This window comes from Angelakisella massiliensis (genome assembly GCF_900104675.1).
GTDB lineage: Bacteria > Bacillota > Clostridia > Oscillospirales > Ruminococcaceae > Angelakisella > Angelakisella massiliensis.
In genome coordinates this window covers 300,051-324,566 of sequence record NZ_LT629945.1, presented here as the reverse complement: position 1 = coordinate 324,566, position 24,516 = coordinate 300,051, and the positions used below count along the sequence as shown (strand labels likewise).

Genomic DNA, 24,516 nt, shown 5'->3' with positions numbered 1-24,516 from the left:
GGGAAATCTGCCCAAAATCACAGGAGGGATAAAGCTTGCGGATGGTTTTGATTCTATGGGGGAACTTTATAAAAAATCGCGGACAAAAGAAAAAGACCGGCTATGATCCTATGCCGGTGCATCTTTCTGCTTATAAAATTACAAAAATGTATTTAGCGCATGGATTTGGACCCATATGCTTCTCAATGCTCTATGGTTTGATTGTCCTGCACGTCATTCAGGGAAGCGGCGTGTTCCGCCCCGTCGGCAGGTTCCATGGTTGTGGAGACAATATTCCGGATGTCCTCCAATAGTTCCTGTTCCACCGTTGTAAGGTTGTGCTGTTGGAGATGGAGAAAAATCAGACTGTAGGAATTGTTCGGGTCCCGGATCGGGATATAGCATACGTCGCGGTTGCCCCGGCGCAGGTTGGACAGATCCAGACCGATATAATAAGCGTCTGTATTGGTCAGCAGGGCATACATGGTGGATTTATCATTGACCACGATCCGGGATTTCAGATTATTGGGGTTATATCCGTGAACATGGGAGCCGTACAATGTGGGCTCCATGGCGTCCTGGGCCATGGTGGCCCGGGGGTATGGGAGCAGCTCTTCCAGAGACACAGACGTATTTTCCGCCAGAGGATGATCCCTCCCCACCTGGGCATAGGCGGAGAAATCGGAAATAGGGGTCCAGCAAATATCCCTGCTGACACACTTCTGATAAAAGATGTCCCGGTTTTCCTCCGAAACCAGAATCAGCCCCACCGTGTAAAGACCATCAAAAACATGATCAATGATTTTTTCCATCCGTTCTTCACAAACACACAGATTCAAATATTCCCGGTCCTTATATCGGTTGTAGAGGTTGATGAGAAGATATTCCACGATGACGCAGCGGAAAGCGGCCAGAGAAAGCTGGACGACAGGAAAACGATTGTTGATCACATACTGCTCCTGGAGGGCAATATATTGCTCGTTGAGATGCCTTGCCCGGCGCAGAAACTCCTGCCCCTGATGGGTGGGCAGGACGCCGTTGGGCGTGCGGATAAACAGTTCAAAGCCCAAATCGTTTTCCAGTTCTTTAATGGCCCGGCTCAGGCTGGGCTGCGAGATGAAAAGGTTGGCTGCCGCTTTGTTGAAAGAACCATAATGGGCGATTTCTATGGCGTAATGGATATGATGAATGTTCATAAAAAGCCCAGCCTCCCTTTATTTATATTACTCAAAACTAAGCGAATAAGATGACTTTATATGCACTATTTATACAAATTATACCATAAAATGCTTTATAACACAAGAATACTCCCAGCTGATAGGAATGCTGACGGGGATGCTTTGATCAAGTGAAAAATGAAATATTTCTTCAAAACCTGTATGTTCTGCATCAAAAAGGACCGGCCAAAGAAGCGGATTTCCCGGACTGGTTCTTCCCTTTGAGTTTTGCGTCAATGGGAAGGATGGCAGCGGCAGAGGGAGGAATGCAGCTGGATGTGGTTTTTTTCATCTTCTCCAGAAATCGGTTCTGTTCTTTCCCATATCCGCATAGACTGAAATTGGCGGCAGAGCCGCCCCAAGGACGGACGGCCCGGTATGGACAGGCTGGGCGGAAAGGAGCGGAGAGATGAAAGGTGACCTTTTGATGCTGATGATGACGGGAGCATCCATTTTGGTGATTCCTATAGCGGTGGTACTGGGTACGGGTGAAGGCTTCGGCATAGCGCCGGATTCGCCTCAAATGCTTTCTCCATCATCTTCCGTGGTGGCAAATGTGCAGCAGACGCAGCCGGAAGAGGAGGAAAACTCTCAGCAGGAGCTTCCTTCCTCTTCTCAGGCAGCGGCGGCTTCAGCGATGCTGGGAGAGGAGGAGCTTCCGGAGTATGAGATGGGCGTCACCTCTTTTAAAATTTTGGACGAGACCACAGGCGAGGTGGCGGTCGTACCGGTGGAAGAGTATGTCCGGGGAGCGATCGCGGCGGAAATGCCGGTGGATTATCACACGGAGGCGCTCAAGGCGCAGGGGAGCGCTGCTCTCAGCTATGCCCTGTGGCATCATCTCCAGCAGCAGCAGAACCCTGACCCCAATCTCAAGGGCGCGGATTTCTCTGCCGACCCTTCCAACCGTTTGGGATATATGACCGAAGAGGCGGCCCGGGAATTTTATGGGGACCGGGCTGATTATGCCTGGGAAAAGATCTGCGAGGCGGCACAGGAGGCGTCCCGCACAGTGATGCTGTGGGAAGGAGAACCCATAGCGGCGGCCTATCATGCCATCAGCGCCGGTATGACGGAGGGAGCGGAAAATATTTGGGACGGTCCGCTGCCGTATTTACAGCCGGTGGACAGCGGCTGGGATGTGTTGGCGGAGGATTATAAAAGCACCACCGTTCTCACGCCGGAAGAGATCCGCCAGAAGGCGGAAGCCCAGGGCATCACACTGCTGCCCAACGACGAAACCTGGTTTGAAGAGGAGGAGCGCTCACCCTCAGACTATGTGACCCGCATCCGCCTGGGAAATAAAACCCTCACAGGCAATCAGCTGCGCCAGCTTCTGGGGCTGCGCAGCGCCAGCTTCACCATGGGCCGCCAGGGAAAAAACTTTGTTTTTTACGTCCGGGGTTATGGCCATGGAGCCGGGCTTTCTCAAAACGGTGCGGACTATATGGCGCGCCAGGGAGCGGATTATAAAGAAATTTTGCTTCACTATTATACGGATATCACCTTGGCGCGGGGGGTATAAACAGAAAAATCCATTTTTGAGGTATTGACGGGCGGAGAAGATTGTGGTATCATAATAGGGCACTTGAACCAAAAGTTCGTTGCGCCTTGGAAAGCCTTTGATGGAGAGGTGTCCGAGCGGTTTAAGGAGCTGGTCTTGAAAACCAGTGACCCGAAAGGGCCGTGGGTTCGAATCCCACCCTCTCCGCCAACCAAACCAATAACCGGTTCGGTTTACGCTGAGGGCAGGGGAACAACTGGCTGGAATTCAGGAGCAAACAACAGAATCTGTCGATGGCGATTACCAATCTGGAGATGTACTCAAGTTGGTGACGAGGCGCCCCTGCTAAGGGCGTAGGTCGGGAAACCGGCGCGAGAGTTCGAATCTCTCCATCTCCGCCAACGAAAAAGCCCGGAGTCAGATGTACTCCGGGCTTTTTCCATGTCAAAAATAAGCAGTCCCGTCCAGCAAAGCTGAATGGACCGGCTATCCAAAAGAAGAACCGCAATTTTGATGCAAACGGTATCAGGATTGCGGTTCTTTTTCTCCGTGTCATGGCTGGGGGAATGCCTTGCTTTTGATGGCTGTAAACAGGTGTTCCATACCTGCCTTTTGTCAACTTGACCGATACCGCCCCTTATCTGATGAATAGCGGCAAAGGTCCGGCAGATACTACAAAGGTACTGAAAAAGGAGGGTGATGGTGTGAGAATACCGAAACATATTGGTGTGATCCCTGACGGCAATCGCCGCTGGGCGGTTCAAAGGGGCTTGGGAAAGCAGGAAGGCTACCAGCATGGGCTGAGGCCGGGGTTGGATCTGTTGAAGCTGGCGTCGGAGGCCGGTGTTTCGGAAATCACTTATTACGGCTTTACCACAGATAACTGCAAGCGTCCCGCCCGGCAGGTGGAGGCTTTTTCCAAAGCTTGTGTGGACGCGGTCCAGCTGATGACTTCCCAACCGGTATCCCTTTTGGTGGTAGGCGATCAGACAGCCTCCCTTTTTCCAAAGGAACTGATCCCCTATACTGTCCGCACAGACTTTAACGGCGGCGGGATAAAGGTGAATCTTTTGGTCAATTACGGATGGGAATGGGATTTTGCCAACCTGGAAAGACCCGGAAACCATCGGGGGAATATTTGTCACCAGCTTCGTTCCTGGGATATCTCCAGAGTGGATCTGGTGATCCGCTGGGGAGGCATGAGGAGGCTGTCTGGCTTTTTACCGGTGCAGTCGGTCTACGCTGATTTCTATGTGGTGGACCGGCTGTGGCCGGATTTCCAGCCGGAGGATTTTTCCCAGGCGCTCCAGTGGTATCAGAAGCAGGATGTCACATTGGGGGGATGATGGAGCCAGCCATGAAAACAGCCGGAAGATCTGTCTTTTTCAGTAAATAGCTGATTCTGCCGCCGCACTGCTGAAATGCAGGGCCCCAAAGCCGCTTACATGACGCTTTGGGGCTTTTCTCATGCCCGAAGCGGTATCTGCCTATTTGTTTTCTTAGGGAAATAAGGAAAAAAACGCCTGGAAGCTTTCCTTGCGGAACTTTTTTCCACGGATGAAAACATCATCTTCCCATTTCCAGCAGAGGCATCAGCTGATTTTCAAAGATCCATTGGGAGTGGTAACGGCTTCGGATGATGGTTTTGGCGTTGATGCCCTGGTCCTCCCGCATAAGGTTGACGATGTTTGCTCCATGGTCTTCATAATAAGCCCTTTCTGAGGGAAGGTACTTTTCATGGGTATCATAACCGAAATTTCTGGCGTCCCAGCGCATCAGATAGGCTCCCAGCGCTTCCCCCAGTTCCTTGAGGGCGGGTACCGCTTCGTTGAGAACCAGAAAATTTCCCCGGCTGCCTGCTTCCAGCACAGTCAGCCCGAAAGATTCAGAGTAAGAGGGGCAGATGAACAGGTTGGACAATGTAAACAGCTCAAAGATCCCCTGTCTGGGAAACCCTTGGGGATATCCGATATCGGATGTAAATAGCATATCCTCATCACCAAGGCCGTATCGCTTTCCTTCCATCCGTACCATTCCTTTATAAACAGAAACGGGGATGTCAGCGCTGGGAAAATCACAGAAAATGACCTTGGTGTTCTTTTCTCCCTTGCTTTTGATGGCTCCCGCCAGTGCCGCTACCTTTTCAAACCGTTTTCCGGTGGTCAGTCTGGCAGGATAAACGATGAGAATTTCCGCCTTCATCAAATCAATGTTTTCCGCTGCACGGCGCACATCTTCACCCATGGATTCCAGCAGAGGCAGGGTGTTGTATACCACAGCGCATCGGCCCAGGGGAACATCGTATTGCCTGGCCAGAGCTCCAAGGCCGGAGTAAGTGGGATAAACGAATGTGGTCCGGGGCATGGGGGTGTATCGGGCGGAAAAAGGATGCTCCAGCTCCATGGGACGGTTGAGAGGCAATGAATGGGTGAATGCCAGAAAGCGCAGGTGGGGAAGCTCCTTCTGGGCGGTACGGATAGCGATATTATGGATCAAATGCCACCCTTGGTACAGGATATCATGGAGGATACATACATCCACATCCTTCAGGTGATGTACAAAATCCGCCGCGATCAGTTCCGCTTCCTCAAAAAAAGTTTCATGCACTTTTCCCGTGCCGCTGGAATAGTCATGCCAGGTGATATTGGCGCCTTTGTATGTATTGATGATTTTGACCCACTCAATCCGTTTGTCGGCAAAAATGCCTTTCCTTTCTTGGTCGGGGCAGGTTTCGCTGACCAAAACCTTTACCTGTATGTTGGCACGCAGCAGCATTTCAATCTGATCTGCCACAACATTTACCAATGAATATGTGCTGGACAGTCCGCAAAACATGGTCAATACCGCAACCTTCATCAAAAACCCTCATTTCTTTTCTGGTGCTTCCGGCGAGACAGAGACGCGTCCCGCCGGAAACACCGTTTATAACAGGTTCTTCAAATCCCTGCGCTTATTGGTCCTTGCTGTCACAGATACAGGAATCGAACAACTCTATTTTTTGCTTCAGAACAGTTTCCAGATTGGCGATGGAGTTGATCATGGACTCCACAGATTGGTTTGTTTTCAGAACGGTATCAGGGGAAATTTCTGTAAAAGACAAGATCTTCTGCACTTTTTCCCCCTCCGCGTTGAGAATGTGAGCAAGCGCCGCCTGCTGCAGCGCCACAGATTCAAACAGATCTGTCACCGCCTGACTGCGGGGTACAGGGGCGACGGTGGTTGTAGTTGTGGTGGATGTGGAAGATGTTGTGGTGGATGTTGTGGTGGTGCTGGAGCTGGTAGTAGTGCTGGAACTGGTGGTAGTGCTGGAACTGGTGGTAGTGCTGGAACTGGTGGTGGTGCTGGAGCTGGTGGTGGTGCTGGAGCTGGTAGTAGTGCTGGAACTGGTGGTGGTACTGGAACTGGTGGTGATGCTGGAGCTGGTAGTGGTACTGGAACCGGTGGTGGTGCTGGAACTGGTAGTGGTACTGGAGCTGGTAGTGGTGCTGGAACTGGTAGTAGTACTGGAGCTGGTAGTACTGGTAGTGCTCAGCAGACAAACTGTAGGATCCGGTAATTCGCCCACAAACAGCTCATTGTGGCTTTCAGCGTTGCCGGTATAGCTGTCAAACATGATGTTGCCGTTGATCTGGCTGAAGGTAGTGACAGCCGCTGCATACGGGGCCAGCACAGAACCATAAATGGCGGTAGTGCTGTTGGACCAGGTGAGTGCCTGGGGATAGTTCCAGAGGATGCTTCTTGCGTTTGTTCTGGATGCGGCCACACCATTGCGGAAGATCTGATAGCTGCCGTACTGAATATTTGTCCCCAGTACGTTGATCAGAATAGTGGAGCCGATGGGGGCGATGATATTGATTCCATTGAGTTGGTTGAGGGAGAGGCCGGTGCCGTAAATGTTGCCGCTGTCAAAACGGAAAACATTCAAAGCCTCGTTGGTGCCGATGAGATTGAGCTGGTTGAACACCACTTCGCCGGTTCCGTTTTCCGCCAGTCCGTTCCAAAACGCAGAAGCGCATTTTAAATATCGTTCCGCTTCCGAAAAGTCAATGGGAGTACCGGTGATGAGGGCACCGTTGGGGTTGCCCATAGTATAGTTGACAATCGTGCTGGTGGGGCTGATCACCGTATTGCCGCTGGCGTTGGAACCCGCGGTTACATTGACGTCGCCCCCCACCACAAAGGAAGGATCGGTGTTTGCCGGAGGCAGGGGAGTGATATTTGCGCCGATACCATAGTTGCTTAAAACCGCGTTGTCGCCTACCGCTACCCGGCCTTCTGCATCTGTATTGCTCAGGCTCAAATTACCGAATACAAATACATTATAGTTATTGGCAAGGCCAAAATTGATCGCCATATTTTGTCCTCCTTGATTGTGTCATAGACATTTCTCCCGACAGAAAATTCATATTGTCCGGAGGTTTTTTAGAAAAAGCGGGACTCCCACAGGGAAGCCCCGCCCAGAACATTGATACCTGATTTTAGGCATCCCTCAGCTTTAAAGCCATAAAAGCGGCATACGCCATTGGCTTTATGGCATGATCTTGAAAACGCTTCATTCAAATGCGGCAGCCACATCTGAAAAGGCGGAAAGTGTTCCCTTTACTGAGCAGAATCAGCGGAAGCGTTATCGCACAGGCAGCCGTCAAAGACGGAGAGCTTGGACTGAAGGATCATTTCCAGTCTGGACACAGCGTTGACCATGGATTCCACGGATTTGTTGGTGGCCAGAAGCACTTCAGGGGTCACGTCCGGCAAGGCGACCATTTTTTGGATTTTTTCTCCTTCTGCGTTGAGAATGTGGGACAGAGCGGTTTCCTGAAGAGCGATGGATTGGATAATATCGGTAATGGCTTGGGTTCTGGTAGTTGCGCTGGCGGTGATAACTGGCATTCCCATAGTGACAAAACTCCTTGTTTTATAATTGAGCCTTCGCTCACAACCATATTATTTTTTCAGAAGCATTGTGTGAATGGGCCCCGGCACAGGCGCAGTGGTCAGAGGGCTTCAAACAGCTGGATACTTTTCCGGAAAAATGATCTCTGCTATAATAAAACGGCGGGATATCATTTTTTATGGCTGGAACCAAATATGAAAGGAGCCGCCCCTTGTCTGTATGGGCGATGATCATCCCGCATGATGATCATGTTGTGAAAGGTCATATGGCACAAGTCAACAGCAGAGGAAACGGTGCGCTTTGACAGGGATGAAAGACTTTCGGGGGATACAGACAAGCAGCAGGAAAGCATTCCTTGTTTGAGGCAGCGAAAACTGTCCAGCACCAAAGCACGCTGCAGGAGGAAATGATATGTATTACCAAAATGTCCGTGAAGGACTTTTTTTGCGTCGCCCAAACCGTTTTATTGCCCATTGTCTGGTAGAGGGGGAAGAAGTGATCGCCCACGTCCCCAATACCGGCCGATGCGGGGAACTGCTCATCCCAGGCCGCAGGGTATGGCTGACATGGCATCCGGAACCGGGGAGAAAAACCCATTATACCCTGGTGACGGTGGACAAGGATGGGCTGCTGGTAAACATCGACAGCCAGGCGCCCAACCGTATTGTGGCGGAAAGTCTGGAAAACGGAGCGCTTGAGCTGCCGGAGCGAAAAATTGTGTCCGTCCGCAGGGAGGTGACCTTCGGGGAGAGCCGTTTGGACTTTGTTGCCGGGGATGCTGACGGCGGCAGGACCCTGCTGGAAGTGAAGGGCGTAACTTTGGAGGAGGGAGGGCTTTGCCGTTTTCCCGATGCCCCAACCCTTCGGGGACTGCGCCATGTTCGGGAACTGACCCGGGCAGCGGAAAAGGGAGAACAATGCGCTGTAGTGTTTGTCATCCAGATGGAGGGGATGAGGGAATTTCGTCCCAATGACGACACACAGCCGGAATTTGGAAAGGCTTTGGCTGAGGCAAGGAAAGCGGGAGTGCTGCTGCTGGCTCAGCAGTGCCATGTGACACCGGAAAAAGTGACCTTGGCAAAAAGGGTGCCCATTGTCCTGCAATAAAAAAATTTGTCTTTTTGGGAGAAATGCGCAGCAAAAAGCGGAAATTCTGCCACTGTTATGACAGAAGAGCGGAAAGAAAGTTTTTGTGAGCTGGAAACAAAAAGTTCACAAAAAAAAGAAGGGATTCTTGTCAATAAAATGGCGTTTCATTTCGTTATTATGGATGAACGACCCTAAAGAGCTGGTATTCCGCAGTAAAGGAGGCTTTTTCCATGAATAAAATGCGTAAGGGGCTGGCGATGCTGGCCGCGGCGGTGCTCATCTGCCAGAGTATGGCGGTGACGGCTTTGGCCGCCAAAGTGGATTTAGGTGCAGTTTCGCCTCAACAGATGACTGGAACCCCGGGAGAAACGGACCTGTTTTATTACAAGGTTCCAGCCAGCATTTCCGAGAGCAAGACCCTTGCAATCCAAAACTTTAATAATGCCGAGGATTATGTGGTTTTGGATCTGAGCGAAGCGCCAGGGGCTGTGCCAACTGTGGCAGAGGGTAAAATTGCCATTTCATATACAACAGAACCGGAAAATGTTGTAACCATTTCTTCCGCAGGCAACACAACGGGCATTACCACATGGATTTCTCCCTCTCAGCCTGTTGCCGCAGGAATCACCGTTTCCTCAACTGCTGTTACAGAGGGGGAAGCATTTACTCTGACAGCCAACGCTTATAATTACAAAAATGAATCTGTGCTCATCCAATGGTATGAGGGAGAAACTTTACTGGGCAGTGAAAACCCTTTGACTGTTAAGGATGCCAAGGTGGGAACGCATAATTATCATTATACGGTTCTTTCCCCAGGAACTGATCAGCACAGCCCTGCTCCCGGCACCAGTTCTGTTCCTTCGCAAACAGTGACAGTTACAGTCAAGGAAAAGGAACAGCCAAAAAAATGTGAACGTACTGTTGTCGGAGGGGAATTGAATGCTTCCGGCACCAATCTCAGCGGAGATACCCTGACCCTGACCGACAGCTCTTCTGGTGAGGTGGCTTTTAGTCTGGGAAAGCTTACGCTTGAAGGTGAATGCGATAAAGGCCACACGGATGATCCATATAAGCATGACACTCCGGTGGCGGTTACCAGCTGGAGCTGGTCGGCAGAACCGACCAGCAGCGGCATAGCCATAGATGGCAATGGAAAGCTGACAGTGGATGGTACCGTAGGGAATGGAACTAAAATCACAGTCACTGCGCTCATTAACAATTCGGTTCGGGCTGAAAAAACCATTACTGTCAATCGTACCATTACTCCAAAAGGCTGTGACTATCAACCGGTGGCTTCCCTGCAAGCGACTGGGCTGACACCGGAAGGAAATCTGAATCTGAGCTCTAATGATTCCGGTAGCGTTAAGTATCAGCTGATAGTGAACTATCAGGGAAGCAGTTGTGATCAGCATCCGGAAGGTGACCCTCATGGCCAGCCTGTCAGTGTCGCAAGCTGGTCTGTAGCTGTAGACGCCAACAGTGCAAAGAACGGCGTTAAGGTAGAAAATGGTGTCATCACCGTCCCCGGAACCATCGCCAACGGCACCAAGATTACTGTGACCGCCCAACTGCAGGGTGGACTGAACGGTCCAATTTCCGCGGAATTTACCGTGGCCCGTGATACTTCCTGCCAGAAGAAAGTGACCAGTTTGACGCTCAGCCCCGCTGGAAATGAGACGCTCAATGCCGATAATACCAAAGAAAAGGCCTATAGCGTTTCCATGGTGCTGGATGGCACTTGCAACAATCCCGATCACCAAAACAGCCCTACCCACGGCAAGACTGTCGCCTGGTCTCTGACAGCCAAAGAAGGTAAATTGGATGGTATCGCTGTGGATCAGAATGGAAAGCTGACCATTGACCGCAGCAAGATGCTCTCCGGCAACAAGGTGGTCGTTACGCTCACTGCCAAGGTGGACGACAAGACCGCCTCCAAGGACATCACCATCACCCGGGGCAAGCTGTGCAACAAGACTATTGAAACCATTGCCATCACCGGCGGGGAGCAGAATATCTCCATTGATAGCGGCACCAGCAAAACCTATAACTACTCTGTGGGCCTGACTTATGCCAATAACGGCCAGGTGTGCGAATTTGGCAATGAAGCTCACACCAACAAGCATACTGTTACCTGGAAGCTGGCGGCTCCCGTAGACGGTGTGGCCATTGACAGCAACACCGGGGTACTGACTGTTACAGCCAACCAGCTGCCCGGCACCACCACCAACCTGAGAATCGTGGCCCAGGGCGGAGACAAGACCAGCGCGGAGTTCCCTGTGACCATTACCCGCACCGGTAAGGTTTGCAGCCTGACCATCACCGATCTGGGAAGCGTGGTTCCCGGTAAGATCAGCCCCTCTACCGGAAAGCTGACCATCAGCAATAACAAAGCGATCTTTACTGTGTCCAGCAGCACCACTACCATGGAGCTGAGCAATGGCTCCGGCAAGCCGGTCTACAGCGGCAATTGTGAGTACGGCAATACCAAGGATTGCCCGGAATGGGATAATCATCATGTCACCTGGAGCCTGGGAGATAAATACTCCGGTATTTCCATTGATGCCAACACTGGCCTGCTGACAGTCAAACGCAACAGTCTGTCCCGTACGGATACAGACATTGTGATCATTGCCAGAGCAGGAGGCAAGGACGGTGTGCCTGTCACCGAGGTTAAAGGCTATATGACTGTTCGCAAAGGCAGTTCTTCCTCCGGTGGCGGCAGTGATGATGACAGTGACGACAGCTCCAACCAGCAGCAGTGGAGCGATATCCAGAAGGAGATCCGTCGGGCGGACAAAGGCGACACCATTTCCGCCAATATCGCCGGCAATACCAACTTCCCCGTTCGGGTGCTGGAAACCCTCCGGGGTGAGGATGTAACCCTCAAGTTGTCGGTGGGCGACGGTTTTGTATGGCGGATCAACGGCAAGACCCTGAAGAAATCTCCGGACTATCAGATCTATTATCCGCTGGATGTTACAGTCATCGAAGATAAGACCATCTCCAAGAAGGCCAAATATGAGGATATCCTGATCTTTGAACTGTCCCACAGCGGCAGCTTCTACGGCACCTTCAATCTGACGATCCCCGCGGGCCGGGATTATGATAAGCAGACATTGTATCTGTATAAATATGATCCCAGCTCCTCCAAGCTGACCTATAAGGGCTCTGCCAAGTCGGATTCCGATGGGGATGTGACATTCGCATTCACCAGCGCTTCCACTTACGTCCTTACTGAAAAGGCACTGTATGGAGAGAGCGCTTCTTCCTCCGGTTCCGGTGGAGCTACCGCTTCGGTCAGCAGCAAGCCGTCTTCATCTTCCACCTATGTGCCGCCGGCAAGCTCCAGCAGCATCGTTACTCCTCCTTCCTCCAGTTCCAGCAGTTCCTCCAGCAGCTCCAGCGAAAGCAGCAGTTCTTCCGAAGAAAGCTCTTCTGAGGCTGAATTGCCCAGCTCTTCCAGTGAGAGCAGCGAGCCTGAGGAAGAATCGGAACCTACAGATACCAAGGTGGAAGGAAACAAGAAGATCCCAATTATTGTACCGATTCTCATTATCGTCATTGTCATTACCATCCTGGCGGTAGTATTCCTGGCCAAGGGCGGCGGCATTGACATCGGCGGCAAAGACTAAACAATGAAAGCCGGAAAAGCAAGGCTTTCCGGTTAAAAAAGAAAGGGGCGCAGTTCTTGGAACTGCGCCCCAGCGTGTCGAAAAAGTTCGTCACGCTTCCAGGGGGTATCCCATACCCCCTGGATACGCCGCCTGGTTCCTGACGAAACCAGCGGCGATACCCCCGGTTTCGCGCCCCGATGGGCGCGGGTCGTGGTATAAAAATCAGGCGCATATCCCTCTGAGTGTGCCGAAAGGATTCGGCACACTTCCAGGGGGCCCCAGTCCCCCTGGATACGCCGCAGGTTCCTGATGAAACCAGCGGCGATACCCCCGGTTTCGCGCCCAGGTGGGCGCGGGTCAAGGTATAAAAATCAGGCGCATGTCCTGATTTTTATGGGGACTTTGAATTTTGTTTGCTCTTTAAAATAGGTTTTTCTACAGTCTGAGGGACGCAGTTCTTGGAACTGCGCCCCTGAATGTTTAAAAAGCCCATATTGTTTTTAGAGCACACCCAATTCCCCTGGATAGATGACGGCTGCTGAAAAACCGGTAACCACGCCTGCTACTGTTCTCATCCTCCAGGTACCAACAGAAATATAAAAAGAGGCATACATCCGGCTTTAATTTTTCACTGAAACAGGCTTTTACAGTGGAAGGAGGGCAGCACAGATACAATCTGTGCTGCCCTCCTTTTGTGTATGAGAAGATCAGATAAAAGCGGTTCCACTCATCAGCATCCGTGCGGTGCGGTAACCAGTAGCGGAAATAATGTTGATTTCACCCTCCGACATGGTATATTCCACACCTGCCTCAATGATCCCTCCGGGATGCCCGATCCTCAGCTTGTTATGACTGGCCTGGGGCGGTAAACACTGTGCGACAACTGTGCCGGGAATAGCTGCGGCACAAGCGGTGCACATGGCCCCGGTCATGGCATAGGTCTGATGGGGTTTCTGCATGGACATCATTCTGGCAACCAGATCGATTTCTCCCGCCTCAATCAGCTTTCCGGCTGCAGTGACATAATTGGCGGGAGGCGCCACAAAGGTCATTTTCGGTACCGCTGGGGTTTCCCAGGCGGATTTTTTGTAATCCTCTGTCAATCCCAGCAGCTGGGCCGCCATGCCCCGCACAGTCTCCAGCCGTTCCAGCAGCTGAGGAGCCTGTTCAAGGCTCTGGGGCAGTTCCCGGCCGGTCAGCCCGATGTCCGACGCCTTGACAAAAACCAGAGGATTGGCTGCGTCCACAATGGAGACAGATACTTTGCCCCAATGGGGGATATCCAGTTCATCTGTTACATTGCCTGTGGGAAGCAGCCGCCCGAATACCGCTCCTGCGGGGTCCATAAAAGTCAGTTTGACAGGAGCCGCGCTTCCCGGAACGCCGGCAATGACATAATCCCCATCATAGCATACCTTTCCGCCGGGAGTGGCAAAGGTTTCAACAATGACTTTCTGTGTATTGGTATTGTAGACACGGACCTCTGTGACAGGATCTTTGCCTTCTACCATCCCGGTTGCCACGGCATAAGGTCCCACCGCGGAGGAGATGTTTCCGCAATTTCCTTTGGTGTCCACCACTGCCTTATCCACTGAAACCTGAGCAAAAGTATAGTCCACATCGGCATCAGCGCGGTTGGATTTTTCCAGGATCGCCACCTTGCTGGTAACAGACGTTGCCCCTCCCAATCCGTCAATCTGCCTGGGATCGGGACTGCCCATCAGCCGCAGCAGCAGCTTGTCCCGAAGGGCAGGGTCCTCAGGCAGATCCTCACGGCGAAGGAAAACCCCTTTGCTGGTTCCGCCCCGCATCAATACACAGGGAATATGTCGTTCCATGGCGTCAAAAGACCTCCTTGCCACCTTATTTGTTTATTTGACCAGGCCGTAAAATCCGATGGCGGCCAGAGCTACGCTGAACAACACGGACAAAACGGAAATGATAAACAGGCGCATAAACAAACGATTGGATTCTTCCTCATCCATTTTTTTGAATACAGCGTACTGGGCAATGATGGTTGCGCCTCCCGTAGAAGCGGGGCTGAAGGCGGCCATGAAGGAAGTGATGGTTACAGCACTCACCAGTTCGGTATATCCAACAGCACCCTGGAAGGTTTCAGCGATTCCCGCGGCGGTGGGAATGAGTGTGGGCATCACCACGCCGGTGGTGGAGCTGAACCAGGACATAATACCGGCAGTCAGACCAAGGATGGGAGCGGCGGTATGTTCATTCATCATAGAGGTAAGGGCGTTGGTCATCAGGTCGATACCGCCAAGGCTGACCACAACTTTCATCAGCACGCTGACGCCGCACACCAGAATAAAGGTGCCCCAGGGCATGATTTTGATGGCCGCTTTTTCATTGGCCACACCAAAGATTACCAGAATCACACCCAGCAGGCAGGCCACCAGCCCCACGTTCACACCGGTAATGAACACAGCGGCAATCATGGCAGCGCAGGCGGCCAGGGTAATCCACTGCTTTTGATTGAAGGCGGGAAGATTTTGAAACTCTCCTCCGTTGAGGCCGCCTTTGATTTTATAGGCTTTGAAGCGGATATAAAGAATAGCGGTAAACAGAACCGCAACCAGAATGCAGTTGATGAACAGAGAGGCCTCAAAGGTGCCTGCGAAAGCGGTTTCCGCCCCCAGATTGGCGGCGATGATACCGCCGTTGGAAATTTGAGACATACAGCCCAGGTTACAAGCCATAACACTGAGAAGCGCCAGGAAAACAGGGTCGATTCCCATCTGAATGCCGATGATGATGGCCAGCGGTCCGGACAGTGCCACGGTGGGGATGTTTCCGGGACCGGAGGCGGAGATAACAAAGGTAAGCAGAGTGAACACAATGGGAACCAGCCAACCGTATCTGCCGGTGAGCTTCAGGATCTTTTTGGCGAACAGATCCAGAGTGCCGTTGTTGACGGCCATACTGAACAAAAACGAGGTTCCCAACAGGGTCATAAACAAACTGGTGTTAAAGCCGCCGATGATGGTGCTGTCACTGACGCCGGCAATGCGCCCAATAATCAGAGCGGCGCCGATGGCGATCAGGCCCATGTTGATTTTTCTGAGAAAACCGATTACCAGAACCACAACCAAAAAAACCAGAGAAAGCAGTGCGAAATTCGATTCCATGACGATCCTCCTTCTTCTTTCTTACGGCTTCTGACCTTCCAAACGGTCTACCTGCGCCGCGAAGTCCAGAATGCATTCGTTAAAGCGCTGGGCCTCCAATACAGGGAACATATGATTTCCGCCGAAGAACTCATACAAGACCGGCAGCGGACTGTGCACCAGACGCTTGACTGCCTCATGGCCGGATTCCCAGGCATTGTGATAGCCGGAGCGGGTAACCATGATCCCAACAGGAATGGTCCGGTTGGCCAGGGGAGTCATGTTGTCCGTATGATAGGTGTCCAGGTGGAACTCCGCCCCACAGAAAGGAGGGAGAGCCCGGGTGCTGTCACGGAAGATCTCACGGTCGATTTCCTCCATGGCGGTATTGTTTTTATAAACATTTTCCGCGTAAGTTTCGGGGCTGTTCATGTAAACGCCCATTCTTTGCAGCCAGCCGTCTATATTGTAGTGATTGGCCTGATGCTGATTCCACTCCGCCTCACCAAAAGCGTAAAGGGAAGCGTCTGCCAAAATAATACCGGAAAGTTTGTATTCTCCGCATTTTTCGGCGTAATGAGCCACCTGAGATCCACCAAGGGAATGGCCGATGAGGATCACATTTTTCAAATCCAGATAATCAATGAGTTCCTTGATATCCTGGGCCATCCGGTCCAGACGGTTATTTCCGGCAACCTTCATGGATCTGCCATGACCTCTGGGATCCATGGTAATGACCCGGTAATGCTCCGCCAATACCGGAATATTTCGGTGAAAAGTTCTGGTGCTGCAAGCAAAACCGGGAATCAGGATCAGAGGCCGGCGGTCACCGCCGGTGTCCTCAAAATACAAGTAAAGCCCGTCTGAAGTCCGAAAAAAATTCTCTTTGGTCGCCATGGAACATTCCTCCTTCACCACATCCATCCTGATATTCTGTCGCCGCGCAGCTGTCATTGCATATTCAGTATAGAAAAGTTTTTGACAAAACTCAAATTCATGATTATAATGATAAACATAATAATAAGGAATAATTTTAAAGGACGTGATCCTTTGGATTTTCGCCAATTGCAATACGCTTCCGCTATTGCCAGACATCAAAGCCTTTCCCTTGCGGCGGAGGAATTGGGGGTAACCCAGCCCACGCTGACCAAGTTCCTGCAGCAGCAGGAAGAGGAGATGGGATTTCCTCTTTTTCAGCGGATCGGCAAGCGATTTTTCCTTACCTACCCAGGGGAACGATACCTGGACTACGCAGCCCGGATGCTCCAGCTGAAAAAAGAGATGGACCATGAGCTGAGCGATATCAACCAGATGCAAAAGGGACGGCTGAGCATCGCTTATCCCATCATCCGCAGCTCCTATATGATTCCTGCCACCCTGCCGGCATTCCATCGGCAGTACCCTGGGGTAGAGGTTATTTTGTACGAAGAACCATCTACAGTTTTGGAGGAATTGTTAATCAGCGGCAAAGCAGATATTGCCATTTTTAACCATCCTATTAAAAATCCCCATTTGGATTATGAGGTTTTGCGCAGAGAAGAAATCGCTTTGGCGGTAGCCAAGACCCATCCTCTGGCGCAGAAAGGGCGTTGGCGCTCCGAATGCCGCTTCCCGTGGATCGATCTGAAGCGATTTGAGAATGAGCCTTTCATCATTCATCTGCCGGATCAGCGCACAGGACAGATCGCCCGCCAGCTTTTTGAGCAATATAAAATGTCGCCCCCCATCGCCCTGCAAACCAGGAGCATTGAAGGAGCGGTACGGCTGGCGGCATCGGGCTTCGGATTGTGTTTTGTCTCCGAAAGCCATTTGAAATACATTTACACCCAAAATCAACCGGTGTATTTTTCCATTGGGGAGCCCTCCACCAAGATCGAATTGGTGGTAGCCTATCGCAAGGGCGGGTATTTGCCCCAATATGCTCAGGATTATATTCAAATTGTTCGCAGCTGTGTCACCTGACAGAAACAGACAGGGGGAGTATCGCTGTAAAGCACAAAAAACATATTGGCATTTTGCCCAAAACGTGGTATGATAAAAGGGGGATTACCCATCTATCTCGCCAATATGGGAAAGGAGCTGAACCTTATGACAAACAATCTTATTATTACGATTTCCAGACAGTATGGCAGCGGAGGAAGAGACATCGGTCTGGCATTGGCCCAGTCGCTGGATGTTGCCTTTTATGACAAAGAGCTGATCAAGCTGGCGGCCAAAAAGAGCGGGATCAATGAAAAGCTTTTTGAAAACGCGGATGAAATGCCTTCCAACAGCTTTCTGTACTCCTTGTCCATGGGTTCCCGGAACCTGGGGGGCGGCTTCAATTATAACGACTGCCTGACCAACGACAAGCTGTTCCTGCTCCAATCCAAGGTCATTCGGGAGCTGGCGGACAAGGAACCCTGTGTCATTGTGGGACGCTGCGCCGATTATATCCTCAGAGAATATCCCAGGGTGGCCAATATTTTCATTCACGCTTCCGATGAATATCGGGTACGCAAGGTGATGGGATACGAAAACGTGGATGAGGCCAAGGCAAGGGATATTATCCGCAAGACCGACAAAAAGCGGACCAGCTATTACAACTATTATTCCGATGTGATCTGGGGCAACGCATGCAGCTACCATCTGTCCATTGATTCCTCCGTTCTGTCCCAGGAGGATGCGGTAGCGGCTATCCGCAGTTTTTTGGATGGCTTTCAGAAAAAGTGATGATTGATCCAAGCTGAATCTTGAAGGGAGCGGTTGCTCCCACACCTGATGCCAAGATATGCACTCCGGGCTCTTGAGTCCGGGGTGCTTCTGTGCCGGAAGAAAATTTACGGCACACCAATATCATCAGCGGCAGGGGCACAGGCTCTCCTGCCTGGGAGGTTTTATGAAACAGTCCGGCAATTTTAACAGTAAGATCGGCTTTATTCTGGCTTCGGTGGGTTCCGCCGTGGGAATGGGAAATATTTGGATGTTTCCCTATCGTCTGGGTACCTATGGCGGAGCAGCCTTTTTGATTCCTTACTTTTTGTTTGTGGCTTTGTTCGGAGCTGTGGGCCTCTCCGGTGAATTTGCCTTGGGGCGTCTCACCGGCACAGGCCCCATCGGCTCATATCGTTATGCCATGCGCTCCAGGGGGCAGGAGGGCGGCGGCCTGCTGGGCTGTATTCCCCTTTTTGGTTCCCTGGGCATCGCCATCGGGTATGCCGTTATTGTGGGCTGGGTGCTTCGTTCCCTGTGGGGAGCCATCAGCGGCGCTTTGTTTGAGGTGCCTTCTGATGTGTACTTTCAGCAGGCGGCAGGAAGCTTCGGCAGTCTCCCGTGGCATATTCTGGTGGTTTTGATGACGATGATGATTCTCTCCGGAGGGGTTCTCAAAGGCATCGAAGCAGTCAACAAAATCATGATGCCAGCATTTTTCCTGCTGTTTTTGTTTATTGCCCTGCGTGTTGCCTTTCTGGATGGAGCGGCGGAGGGATATGAGTATCTGCTGATGCCCAAATGGGAATATCTTTTGCGCATTGAAACCTGGGTGATGGCTATGGGTCAGGCATTTTTCTCCCTGTCCATCACAGGCTCCGGCATGATCATCTATGGCAGTTATTTGGAAAAAAGCGAGGATATTCCCCATGCTTCCGTTATGACGGCGGTGCTGGATACCTGTGCCGCAATGCTGGCGGCCTTTGCCATCATTCCCGCTGTGTTTGCCTTTGATATGGCGCCCAATTCCGGTCCTCCCCTGATGTTTGTCATCCTGCCTAAAATCTTTGAGCAGATGCCGTTGGGACGGCTGTTTGCGGTGCTGTTTTTCCTGTCGGTGCTGTTTGCCGGGGTTACCTCTCTGGTAAATATGTTTGAGGTTTGCTCCGAGGCCGCCAGAAAACAGCTGAAGCTTTCCCGGATGCCTTCCATTCTGCTGGTGGGGGCGGCGGCTTTGGCTGTGGGTGTGTTCATTGAAGGAGAACAGATCCTGGGCCGCTGGATGGATATGATCACCATTTATGTGGTTCCCTTCGGTGCGCTGCTGGGCGCGGTGATGATTTACTGGGTATTGGGTTATCCCGCCATCCGCAAGGAACTGAACACTGGGCGGGACACTCCCCTGGGCAACACCTTCGGCTTTGTGGCAAAGTATATTTATGTTCCCCTGGCCGCTTTGGTTTTGGTGTTGGGTATTCTCTGGGGCGGTATTGGATGAAGCGGCGGAGAAAGGAAACCATTCGCTTTCTCAGTTCCATATGTTGTTAAAAACAAGCAAGGCACAGTCTTTTTGTTGAGAAAAGACTGTGCCTTGTTTTTCTTTGGTATGGGTGAAAGGAGAATTTTATTAGAGGCAAAAGGTTTTTGGCTGAGGGGAAGCCAAAACTTTCAGCATCAAGGCCCTTTGCCTTTGAAAAAAGCTATTTTTCATCAAAGGGTATTCCTGCTTTGGGAACAGAACACAGGTCATCTTGGGATGTGAGATCAAAGACCATTGCTTCCAGCAGTTTGACTTCCGAGGGATCATGAACTACTGCCGCCAGCGCCCGGTTCCGGGTGTAGTCCAGAACCACTTCGGCAGCAGCGGCACGAGTCTTTTCATCCAATCCCTGAAACGGTTCGTCCATCAGTACCAGGGGGCTGTCAAAAAGAAGTGCCCTGGCAATTGCTCCCCGCCTGGCCATACCGCCGCTCAACTCTCCCGGATACCGGTCCTCCCAGCCGGACAGGCCAAGGCGCTCCAGAAGTCGTCTGGCCTCCAACTTTTTCTCCGGAACAGGCAGCAGCACATTCTGCTCCAGGGTCAGCCATGGCAGCAGCCGGTTTTCCTGAAAAACCATCGCCACCCCCTGGGACGGGACCCCTTCCACCGTTCCCTCCTGGGGAGTATACAGCCCTGCCATCAGGTGGAGAAGGGTGGTTTTTCCTCTGCCGGAGGGTCCCATAATGGCAATCCTGTCCCCTGAGGCCAGGTTCAGGGACAACTGTCGGAGTACCGGCATATTCTGATAGGAGAAGGAAACATTTTGCAGCTTCAGCACCCTTTTCCCTCCTTCTGTAAATGGAGCCGCTTCGCTCCCCGGTCCAGCAGCCATACGGCGCACTGTTCCAGGGCCATGGACAGCAGAATGATCACCGCTGTCCAGGCGAAGAGATCTCCGGTTTCCAGATATACCTTGGCGTTATAAAGTTGGGTGCCAATGGCGTTGGCAGGAATGGCGATGACCTCTCCCGCCACTCCGGCTTTCCAACAAAAGCCCAGCCCCACCCGCACCGCCGACAGCAGATAAGGCAGCGTGGATGGGAAGATGATCTGCTTGAGAACCGCACTCCGGGGAAGGCGGAAGACCCGGGCCATCTCCAACAGCTGGGGGTCCAGATGGGTCAGTCCCTCATGGACATTGCTCCACACCAGGGGCAGCACCATCAGGAAAGCAATGAAGATGGAGAAACCGGGACCACTGAGAAACAGCAGCGCCAGAATGGCAAAGGAAGCCACTGGTGTGGCCCGGATAATGTTCATGGGCAAAGAGAACAGGGGATACAGAAACTGCCACCGTGCTGTAGCGGCGGCAATGAGGATCCCCAGTACCAGCCCCAGAAAAAATCCGGCCAAAATACGCCCCAGACTTCCGGCTACAATGCCCCAGAAATCCGGGCGTACCATCAGCGCCAGCAAACGTTCCAGACAGGTAAGGGGGGAGACCAGAATCAGATCTTTTCCCACAGCCCAATAGGCCCCTTGCCACACAAGGAGCCAAAAGGCCGCTGCCATCACCCTGGATGGCAGCGGTGTTTTTCTTTTACCCGGCTCAGCCAAGGTAATAGATGCCCTCATCCGGCACCTGTCCGCCTACGGACTGAGGATCAGCTTCAAAAAGCACCTGGAAGAAGCCTGCCACCTGGGATTTCATTTCCTCGCCGGCGATAAAGATGATATTGCATTCAGGAATCGCTTTCTGCGCCATGGCCGCCTTGGCGATGATGCCGTATTTCTCCGCCAGCGCGCCGGCTTGTTCCAGATTGGCGCTGTCATTGATAAAATCCACGGAAGCCTTGTACTCCTCCAGGAATGCCTGGAGAGCTTCGGGATGCTCCTGGGCAAAAGCTTTCTGCACGATGACGCCGCCCATGGTCAGCACGCTGCCGCCGGAGACCTTGTTCCATTGCTCCGTCAGGTCCAGAGCCACCCGGATCTGATCGTTCTGGGTCAGTACACTGGTAACAAAAGGCTGGGGCAAAAGGGCGATATCCGCTTCACCAGCCGCCAGCAGCGTGGCCAGTTCGGCGTGCTCACTCTTGTATTCCACGGTCACATCCACACCGGGGGTCAGACCGTTCTGGGTGAGAATGTAATTAAGGGCATATTCCGGGGTGGAACCCTTGCCGGTAGCGTAAATGGTCTTGCCTTTCAGATCCGCTACCGAATGGATGGTGTCACCATTTTCCACCACATACAGCACTCCCAGGGTGTTCAGAGCAGCCAGCTGTACCTGTCCTTGGGTCTTGTTGTACAGCACTGCCGCCAGATTGGTGGGCACCGCAGCAATGTCAAGCTCTCCCTGAATGATCTTTCCGGTGAGCTCGTCAGGGGCTCCCGCCAGGGTGAATTCGTAGTTGTTGGCGGTTTCACCTGCTTCGCCCTTCTCCATCAGTTCCATCATCCCCAAAGCGGTGGGACCTTTAAGAGCGGCCACTTGAATGGTCAGTTTTTCCCCGGTTTCACTCTGGCTCTCCTCTGGCTGAGAAGAGGAAACCTCACTGGAAGCAGCTTCCGAAGCGGCTGTCTGAGAAGAGGATGCCTCCTCCTGCACAGAAGCGCTGGTTTGAGCCTGGGAAGAACTGCTGGAGGCGGAAGAGGCGGGCTGTGTGCCGCAGGCGGTCATGGCAGCGGTGAGCAGCAGCGCCGTCACCAAAGAAAAAATCCGTTTTGTACTGTTTGTTTTCATGGTAAAACTCCTTTTTTTCACAGGCGGCAAAGACTGCCGCAGATTGGCGAAAAGTGGTACTGAAACAATAATGCCGGAGCGGATACAATCCAGCGTCCTTTCTGATTTTGACGGTTCCTTCCCCCGTCAGGCGCAGAGAAGGAGAGCGTGGGCGGCAAGCCCATGATAGATGTGATACGCCCAAGACCAAAATGTTTTCCCAAGAGGCTTGGGGTGAAATTCCCTCACACGGGCCACCGCTCAGGGGGTGATGGAACATTCCTTCTTCAGCTTCTCCCGGTCCAGAATGCAGATGGTCCGCTCCTGACGGGTGATCGCTCCCCGTTCCACCAGCAGGTCCAGGCTCCGGTAGAGGGAAGCTCTGCCGATGTTCAGCAGCTGCGCCAGGCGGGTGTATCCCTGAAGCACCTTTACCTCCCCCTCATGTTCCTGCTCCAACAGCCAAAGGCCCAGCCCCGCCAGAGCGGAGGGAGCAGTGAAGCTTTCAATGCGGCGGTTGAGAAAGCAGATCCGCCGGGAGAGAAAGGAAATGTAGTTGACCGCGCACTGGGGACATCGCCGGAACAGGTCCATCAGCTCCTTATCGGTGATAAACACCAGGGAAACGGCAGTACGGGCCGATACGGTGGTGACGTATTCTTCCACCGGATGGAACAGCGCCGCAACGCCGAAGCAATCTCCCGGTCCCAGAAGATTCATCAGTACACCGCTGTGCCCCCGCACCTGGGCCGATCCGGAAAGAAGAATGGCGATGGCGGAGCGGAAGCGCTGGGCGGAATAAATTTCCTCCCCCGGCTGAAAACGGATGGGCTGGAGCTGCCTGAGAAAATCCTCCGGCGGTTCCACTCCTTCCAGCAGAAAAGAGCCGGCAACCACAGACCGCTGCTTTGCAGTGAGCATATTCGCTCCCCCTTCTACAAACTTTCCGTATTTTTCAGAAAAGGCGGACCACCCTGGGACTTTTTCAGGAGGGCCGCAGCTTTCAGACCATAATCCCATGGTCAGGCAGGTGTAAGGCGACATCAAATAATGTCTCATATGAGACGGTTTTTACGGTAGTCATTATATCACATCAAAGAAAAGTGTCAAGAGATTCACAAAAAGGTCATATACTATATAGTAAAATATGTTATAATAAAAATGGAAGAATAGTCTTATTTTATGAAAAACAACTAAGATGGAAAGGGGAGACAGGGATGAAAAAAGCTTTTATAATCATCATGGTATGGATACTGATTCTCATCGGTCTGGCTGGCTGTGACAGACAGCTGACACCCCCTTCCAGCGGCGCTCAGCCGCAGCCGGAAAGCATCCCGGAAGCGGAGCAGGAAGGGGACTTTCTGCCTGCGGTGGTGACAGTGGAGGGCGCTCCCGACAACAGCGGGTGGATCCGGGAGCTGTTTGTAGCTTATGCTTCTCTGCCCCAGGCCAGGGAAGAACTGGCGGACAGCCGTTTGCTGGCGGGACAGCTGTATCAAAACGGGGAAAATCTGGCGGTTCTGTATACCCTGGAGATCCCTGAAACAGAGATGGACCGCTGGCCCTCGGGAGTATCCTACGAAGATACGGAAAATAATTCCTTTGGGGCTTATTTCGGCCTGATGGTGGAATCCATAGGGGAGGATCAATGGACCATTCAGCGGCAGTGCCGCACCGAAGAGGTGACCGGCAGCACCGGCTGGACCTCCTCGGTGCTGTATGACCGCAGCCTGGAAAAGACATTCCAGGAGGCACAGCCCATTGTAGAGGTGGAAACGCAGGGAGAGAGCTTGCAGCAGATCGCCCTGGAGGTGCTCCATCCCCTGGTACTGGAGACTGGCGCTGCGGAATATTCCGTCGACAGCGGCCACCTGTGGGGTGGGGAGGAAGAGTTTTGCGGTGAGTTCTATATCAGCGGCGATCAGGGAGAACTGCGCTATACCGCTGGTGAGATCCGCTCCGACGGCAGCTTTTCCGGCGGATGGCTGATGTTCCGGGCAAGAAAGCTGGCCGATGGCCGGTATGGGGTCATTTCCCTGGGGGGAGGCCCTCTTGCCTACGGCCTTTCCCTGGTGCCGGATGAAGAGCTGGAGGACTGGAATACAGTGGAAATCCCACAGAGTGAGATTCCGGAAAGCTGAATAAAAGCGGACGGATGTTTTTGGGAAAAGCCAAACTGTCTTTGAGACAGGGATTTTATG

The 24,516-nt window shown here is 52.3% G+C and carries 19 protein-coding genes and 2 tRNA genes; 10 read left to right on the top strand and 11 right to left on the bottom strand.

The annotated features are described in order from the left end of the window. Positions 1–182 precede the first annotated feature (182 nt). Entirely contained in the window at positions 183–1,175 is a 993-nt protein-coding gene (locus BQ5383_RS06695) for a LysR family transcriptional regulator (RefSeq protein ID WP_071430543.1), read from the bottom strand. A gap of 430 nt (positions 1,176–1,605) precedes the next feature. On the opposite strand from BQ5383_RS06695, the gene spoIID reads away from it, so the two are divergent. From spoIID to uppS, 4 genes are all read left to right on the top strand, one after another. After that, on the top strand, positions 1,606–2,721 hold the full coding sequence (spoIID, locus tag BQ5383_RS06690) for a stage II sporulation protein D (RefSeq protein WP_071430541.1): 1,116 nt from the start codon (positions 1,606–1,608) through the stop codon (positions 2,719–2,721). A gap of 102 nt (positions 2,722–2,823) precedes the next feature. Then, a tRNA-Ser gene (locus tag BQ5383_RS06685) sits at positions 2,824–2,910 on the top strand. A 100-nt stretch (positions 2,911–3,010) separates the two neighbouring features. After that, positions 3,011–3,101: transfer RNA gene (locus tag BQ5383_RS06680), tRNA-Ser, on the top strand. Between the two features lie 303 nt (positions 3,102–3,404). After that, on the top strand, positions 3,405–4,046 hold the full coding sequence (gene uppS / locus BQ5383_RS06675) for a polyprenyl diphosphate synthase (protein ID WP_071434930.1): 642 nt from the start codon (positions 3,405–3,407) through the stop codon (positions 4,044–4,046). Positions 4,047–4,266: 220 nt separating this feature from the next. Here uppS and BQ5383_RS06670 read toward each other — a convergent pair whose 3' ends face one another. The 3 genes from BQ5383_RS06670 to BQ5383_RS06660 all read right to left on the bottom strand — a co-directional run bounded on the left by BQ5383_RS06670 (position 4,267) and on the right by BQ5383_RS06660 (position 7,596). Continuing rightward, positions 4,267–5,556: a glycosyltransferase gene (locus BQ5383_RS06670; protein WP_071430539.1), complete on the bottom strand. Its 1,290-nt coding sequence runs from the start codon at positions 5,554–5,556 to the stop codon at positions 4,267–4,269. Between the two features lie 94 nt (positions 5,557–5,650). After that, positions 5,651–7,054 carry a choice-of-anchor A family protein gene (locus tag BQ5383_RS21050; RefSeq protein WP_071430537.1) on the bottom strand — a complete coding sequence of 468 codons (1,404 nt, stop codon included), beginning with the start codon at positions 7,052–7,054 and terminating at the stop codon, positions 5,651–5,653. 245 nt (positions 7,055–7,299) lie between these two features. Next, positions 7,300–7,596 (bottom strand): alpha-helical endospore appendage domain-containing protein, encoded by a 297-nt coding sequence (locus tag BQ5383_RS06660; protein ID WP_071430535.1) that lies wholly within the window; start codon positions 7,594–7,596, stop codon positions 7,300–7,302. A gap of 409 nt (positions 7,597–8,005) precedes the next feature. Between BQ5383_RS06660 and sfsA the strand changes: the two genes are divergently transcribed. Continuing rightward, positions 8,006–8,701 carry a DNA/RNA nuclease SfsA gene (sfsA, locus tag BQ5383_RS06655; protein WP_071430533.1) on the top strand — a complete coding sequence of 232 codons (696 nt, stop codon included), beginning with the start codon at positions 8,006–8,008 and terminating at the stop codon, positions 8,699–8,701. Positions 8,702–8,913: 212 nt separating this feature from the next. After that, on the top strand, positions 8,914–12,315 hold the full coding sequence (locus BQ5383_RS06650; protein ID WP_071430531.1) for a hypothetical protein: 3,402 nt from the start codon (positions 8,914–8,916) through the stop codon (positions 12,313–12,315). 689 nt (positions 12,316–13,004) lie between these two features. Here the strand turns inward: BQ5383_RS06650 and BQ5383_RS06645 are convergent. The 3 genes from BQ5383_RS06645 to BQ5383_RS06635 are packed head-to-tail and all read right to left on the bottom strand — an operon-like array spanning position 13,005 to position 16,313. Next, positions 13,005–14,135 carry a 2-methylaconitate cis-trans isomerase PrpF family protein gene (locus BQ5383_RS06645; RefSeq protein WP_071430529.1) on the bottom strand — a complete coding sequence of 377 codons (1,131 nt, stop codon included), beginning with the start codon at positions 14,133–14,135 and terminating at the stop codon, positions 13,005–13,007. A gap of 33 nt (positions 14,136–14,168) precedes the next feature. Beyond that, positions 14,169–15,437, bottom strand: a complete 1,269-nt coding sequence (locus BQ5383_RS06640) for an SLC13 family permease (RefSeq protein WP_071430527.1) — start codon at positions 15,435–15,437, stop codon at positions 14,169–14,171. Between the two features lie 21 nt (positions 15,438–15,458). Then, positions 15,459–16,313: an alpha/beta fold hydrolase gene (locus tag BQ5383_RS06635; RefSeq protein WP_172724597.1), complete on the bottom strand. Its 855-nt coding sequence runs from the start codon at positions 16,311–16,313 to the stop codon at positions 15,459–15,461. A 153-nt stretch (positions 16,314–16,466) separates the two neighbouring features. Here BQ5383_RS06635 and BQ5383_RS06630 point away from each other — a divergent pair, with 153 nt between their 5' ends. From BQ5383_RS06630 to BQ5383_RS06620, 3 genes are all read left to right on the top strand, one after another. After that, a complete protein-coding gene (locus BQ5383_RS06630; protein WP_071430523.1) occupies positions 16,467–17,378 on the top strand; it encodes a LysR family transcriptional regulator in 912 nt (303 codons plus the stop codon). Between the two features lie 126 nt (positions 17,379–17,504). Then, complete coding sequence (locus tag BQ5383_RS06625; protein WP_071430521.1) at positions 17,505–18,128, top strand: cytidylate kinase-like family protein; 624 nt, start codon at positions 17,505–17,507, stop codon at positions 18,126–18,128. Positions 18,129–18,294: 166 nt separating this feature from the next. Continuing rightward, positions 18,295–19,605, top strand: coding sequence for a sodium-dependent transporter (locus BQ5383_RS06620; RefSeq protein WP_071430519.1), 1,311 nt, complete (start codon positions 18,295–18,297; stop codon positions 19,603–19,605). A gap of 202 nt (positions 19,606–19,807) precedes the next feature. Here BQ5383_RS06620 and BQ5383_RS06615 read toward each other — a convergent pair whose 3' ends face one another. The 4 genes from BQ5383_RS06615 to BQ5383_RS06600 all read right to left on the bottom strand — a co-directional run bounded on the left by BQ5383_RS06615 (position 19,808) and on the right by BQ5383_RS06600 (position 23,236). Continuing rightward, a complete protein-coding gene (locus tag BQ5383_RS06615) occupies positions 19,808–20,428 on the bottom strand; it encodes an ABC transporter ATP-binding protein (RefSeq protein WP_071430517.1) in 621 nt (206 codons plus the stop codon). Further along, positions 20,422–21,114 (bottom strand): ABC transporter permease, encoded by a 693-nt coding sequence (locus BQ5383_RS06610; RefSeq protein ID WP_172724596.1) that lies wholly within the window; start codon positions 21,112–21,114, stop codon positions 20,422–20,424. Before BQ5383_RS06610 ends, BQ5383_RS06615 begins: the two co-directional genes overlap by 7 nt. Before the next feature lie 85 nt (positions 21,115–21,199). After that, positions 21,200–22,336, bottom strand: coding sequence for an ABC transporter substrate-binding protein (locus BQ5383_RS06605; RefSeq protein ID WP_071430513.1), 1,137 nt, complete (start codon positions 22,334–22,336; stop codon positions 21,200–21,202). Between the two features lie 240 nt (positions 22,337–22,576). Further along, positions 22,577–23,236 carry a Crp/Fnr family transcriptional regulator gene (locus BQ5383_RS06600; protein ID WP_071430511.1) on the bottom strand — a complete coding sequence of 220 codons (660 nt, stop codon included), beginning with the start codon at positions 23,234–23,236 and terminating at the stop codon, positions 22,577–22,579. Between the two features lie 296 nt (positions 23,237–23,532). Here BQ5383_RS06600 and BQ5383_RS06595 point away from each other — a divergent pair, with 296 nt between their 5' ends. Next, positions 23,533–24,456: a hypothetical protein gene (locus tag BQ5383_RS06595; RefSeq protein WP_071430509.1), complete on the top strand. Its 924-nt coding sequence runs from the start codon at positions 23,533–23,535 to the stop codon at positions 24,454–24,456. The last annotated feature ends 60 nt before the right edge of the window (positions 24,457–24,516 follow it).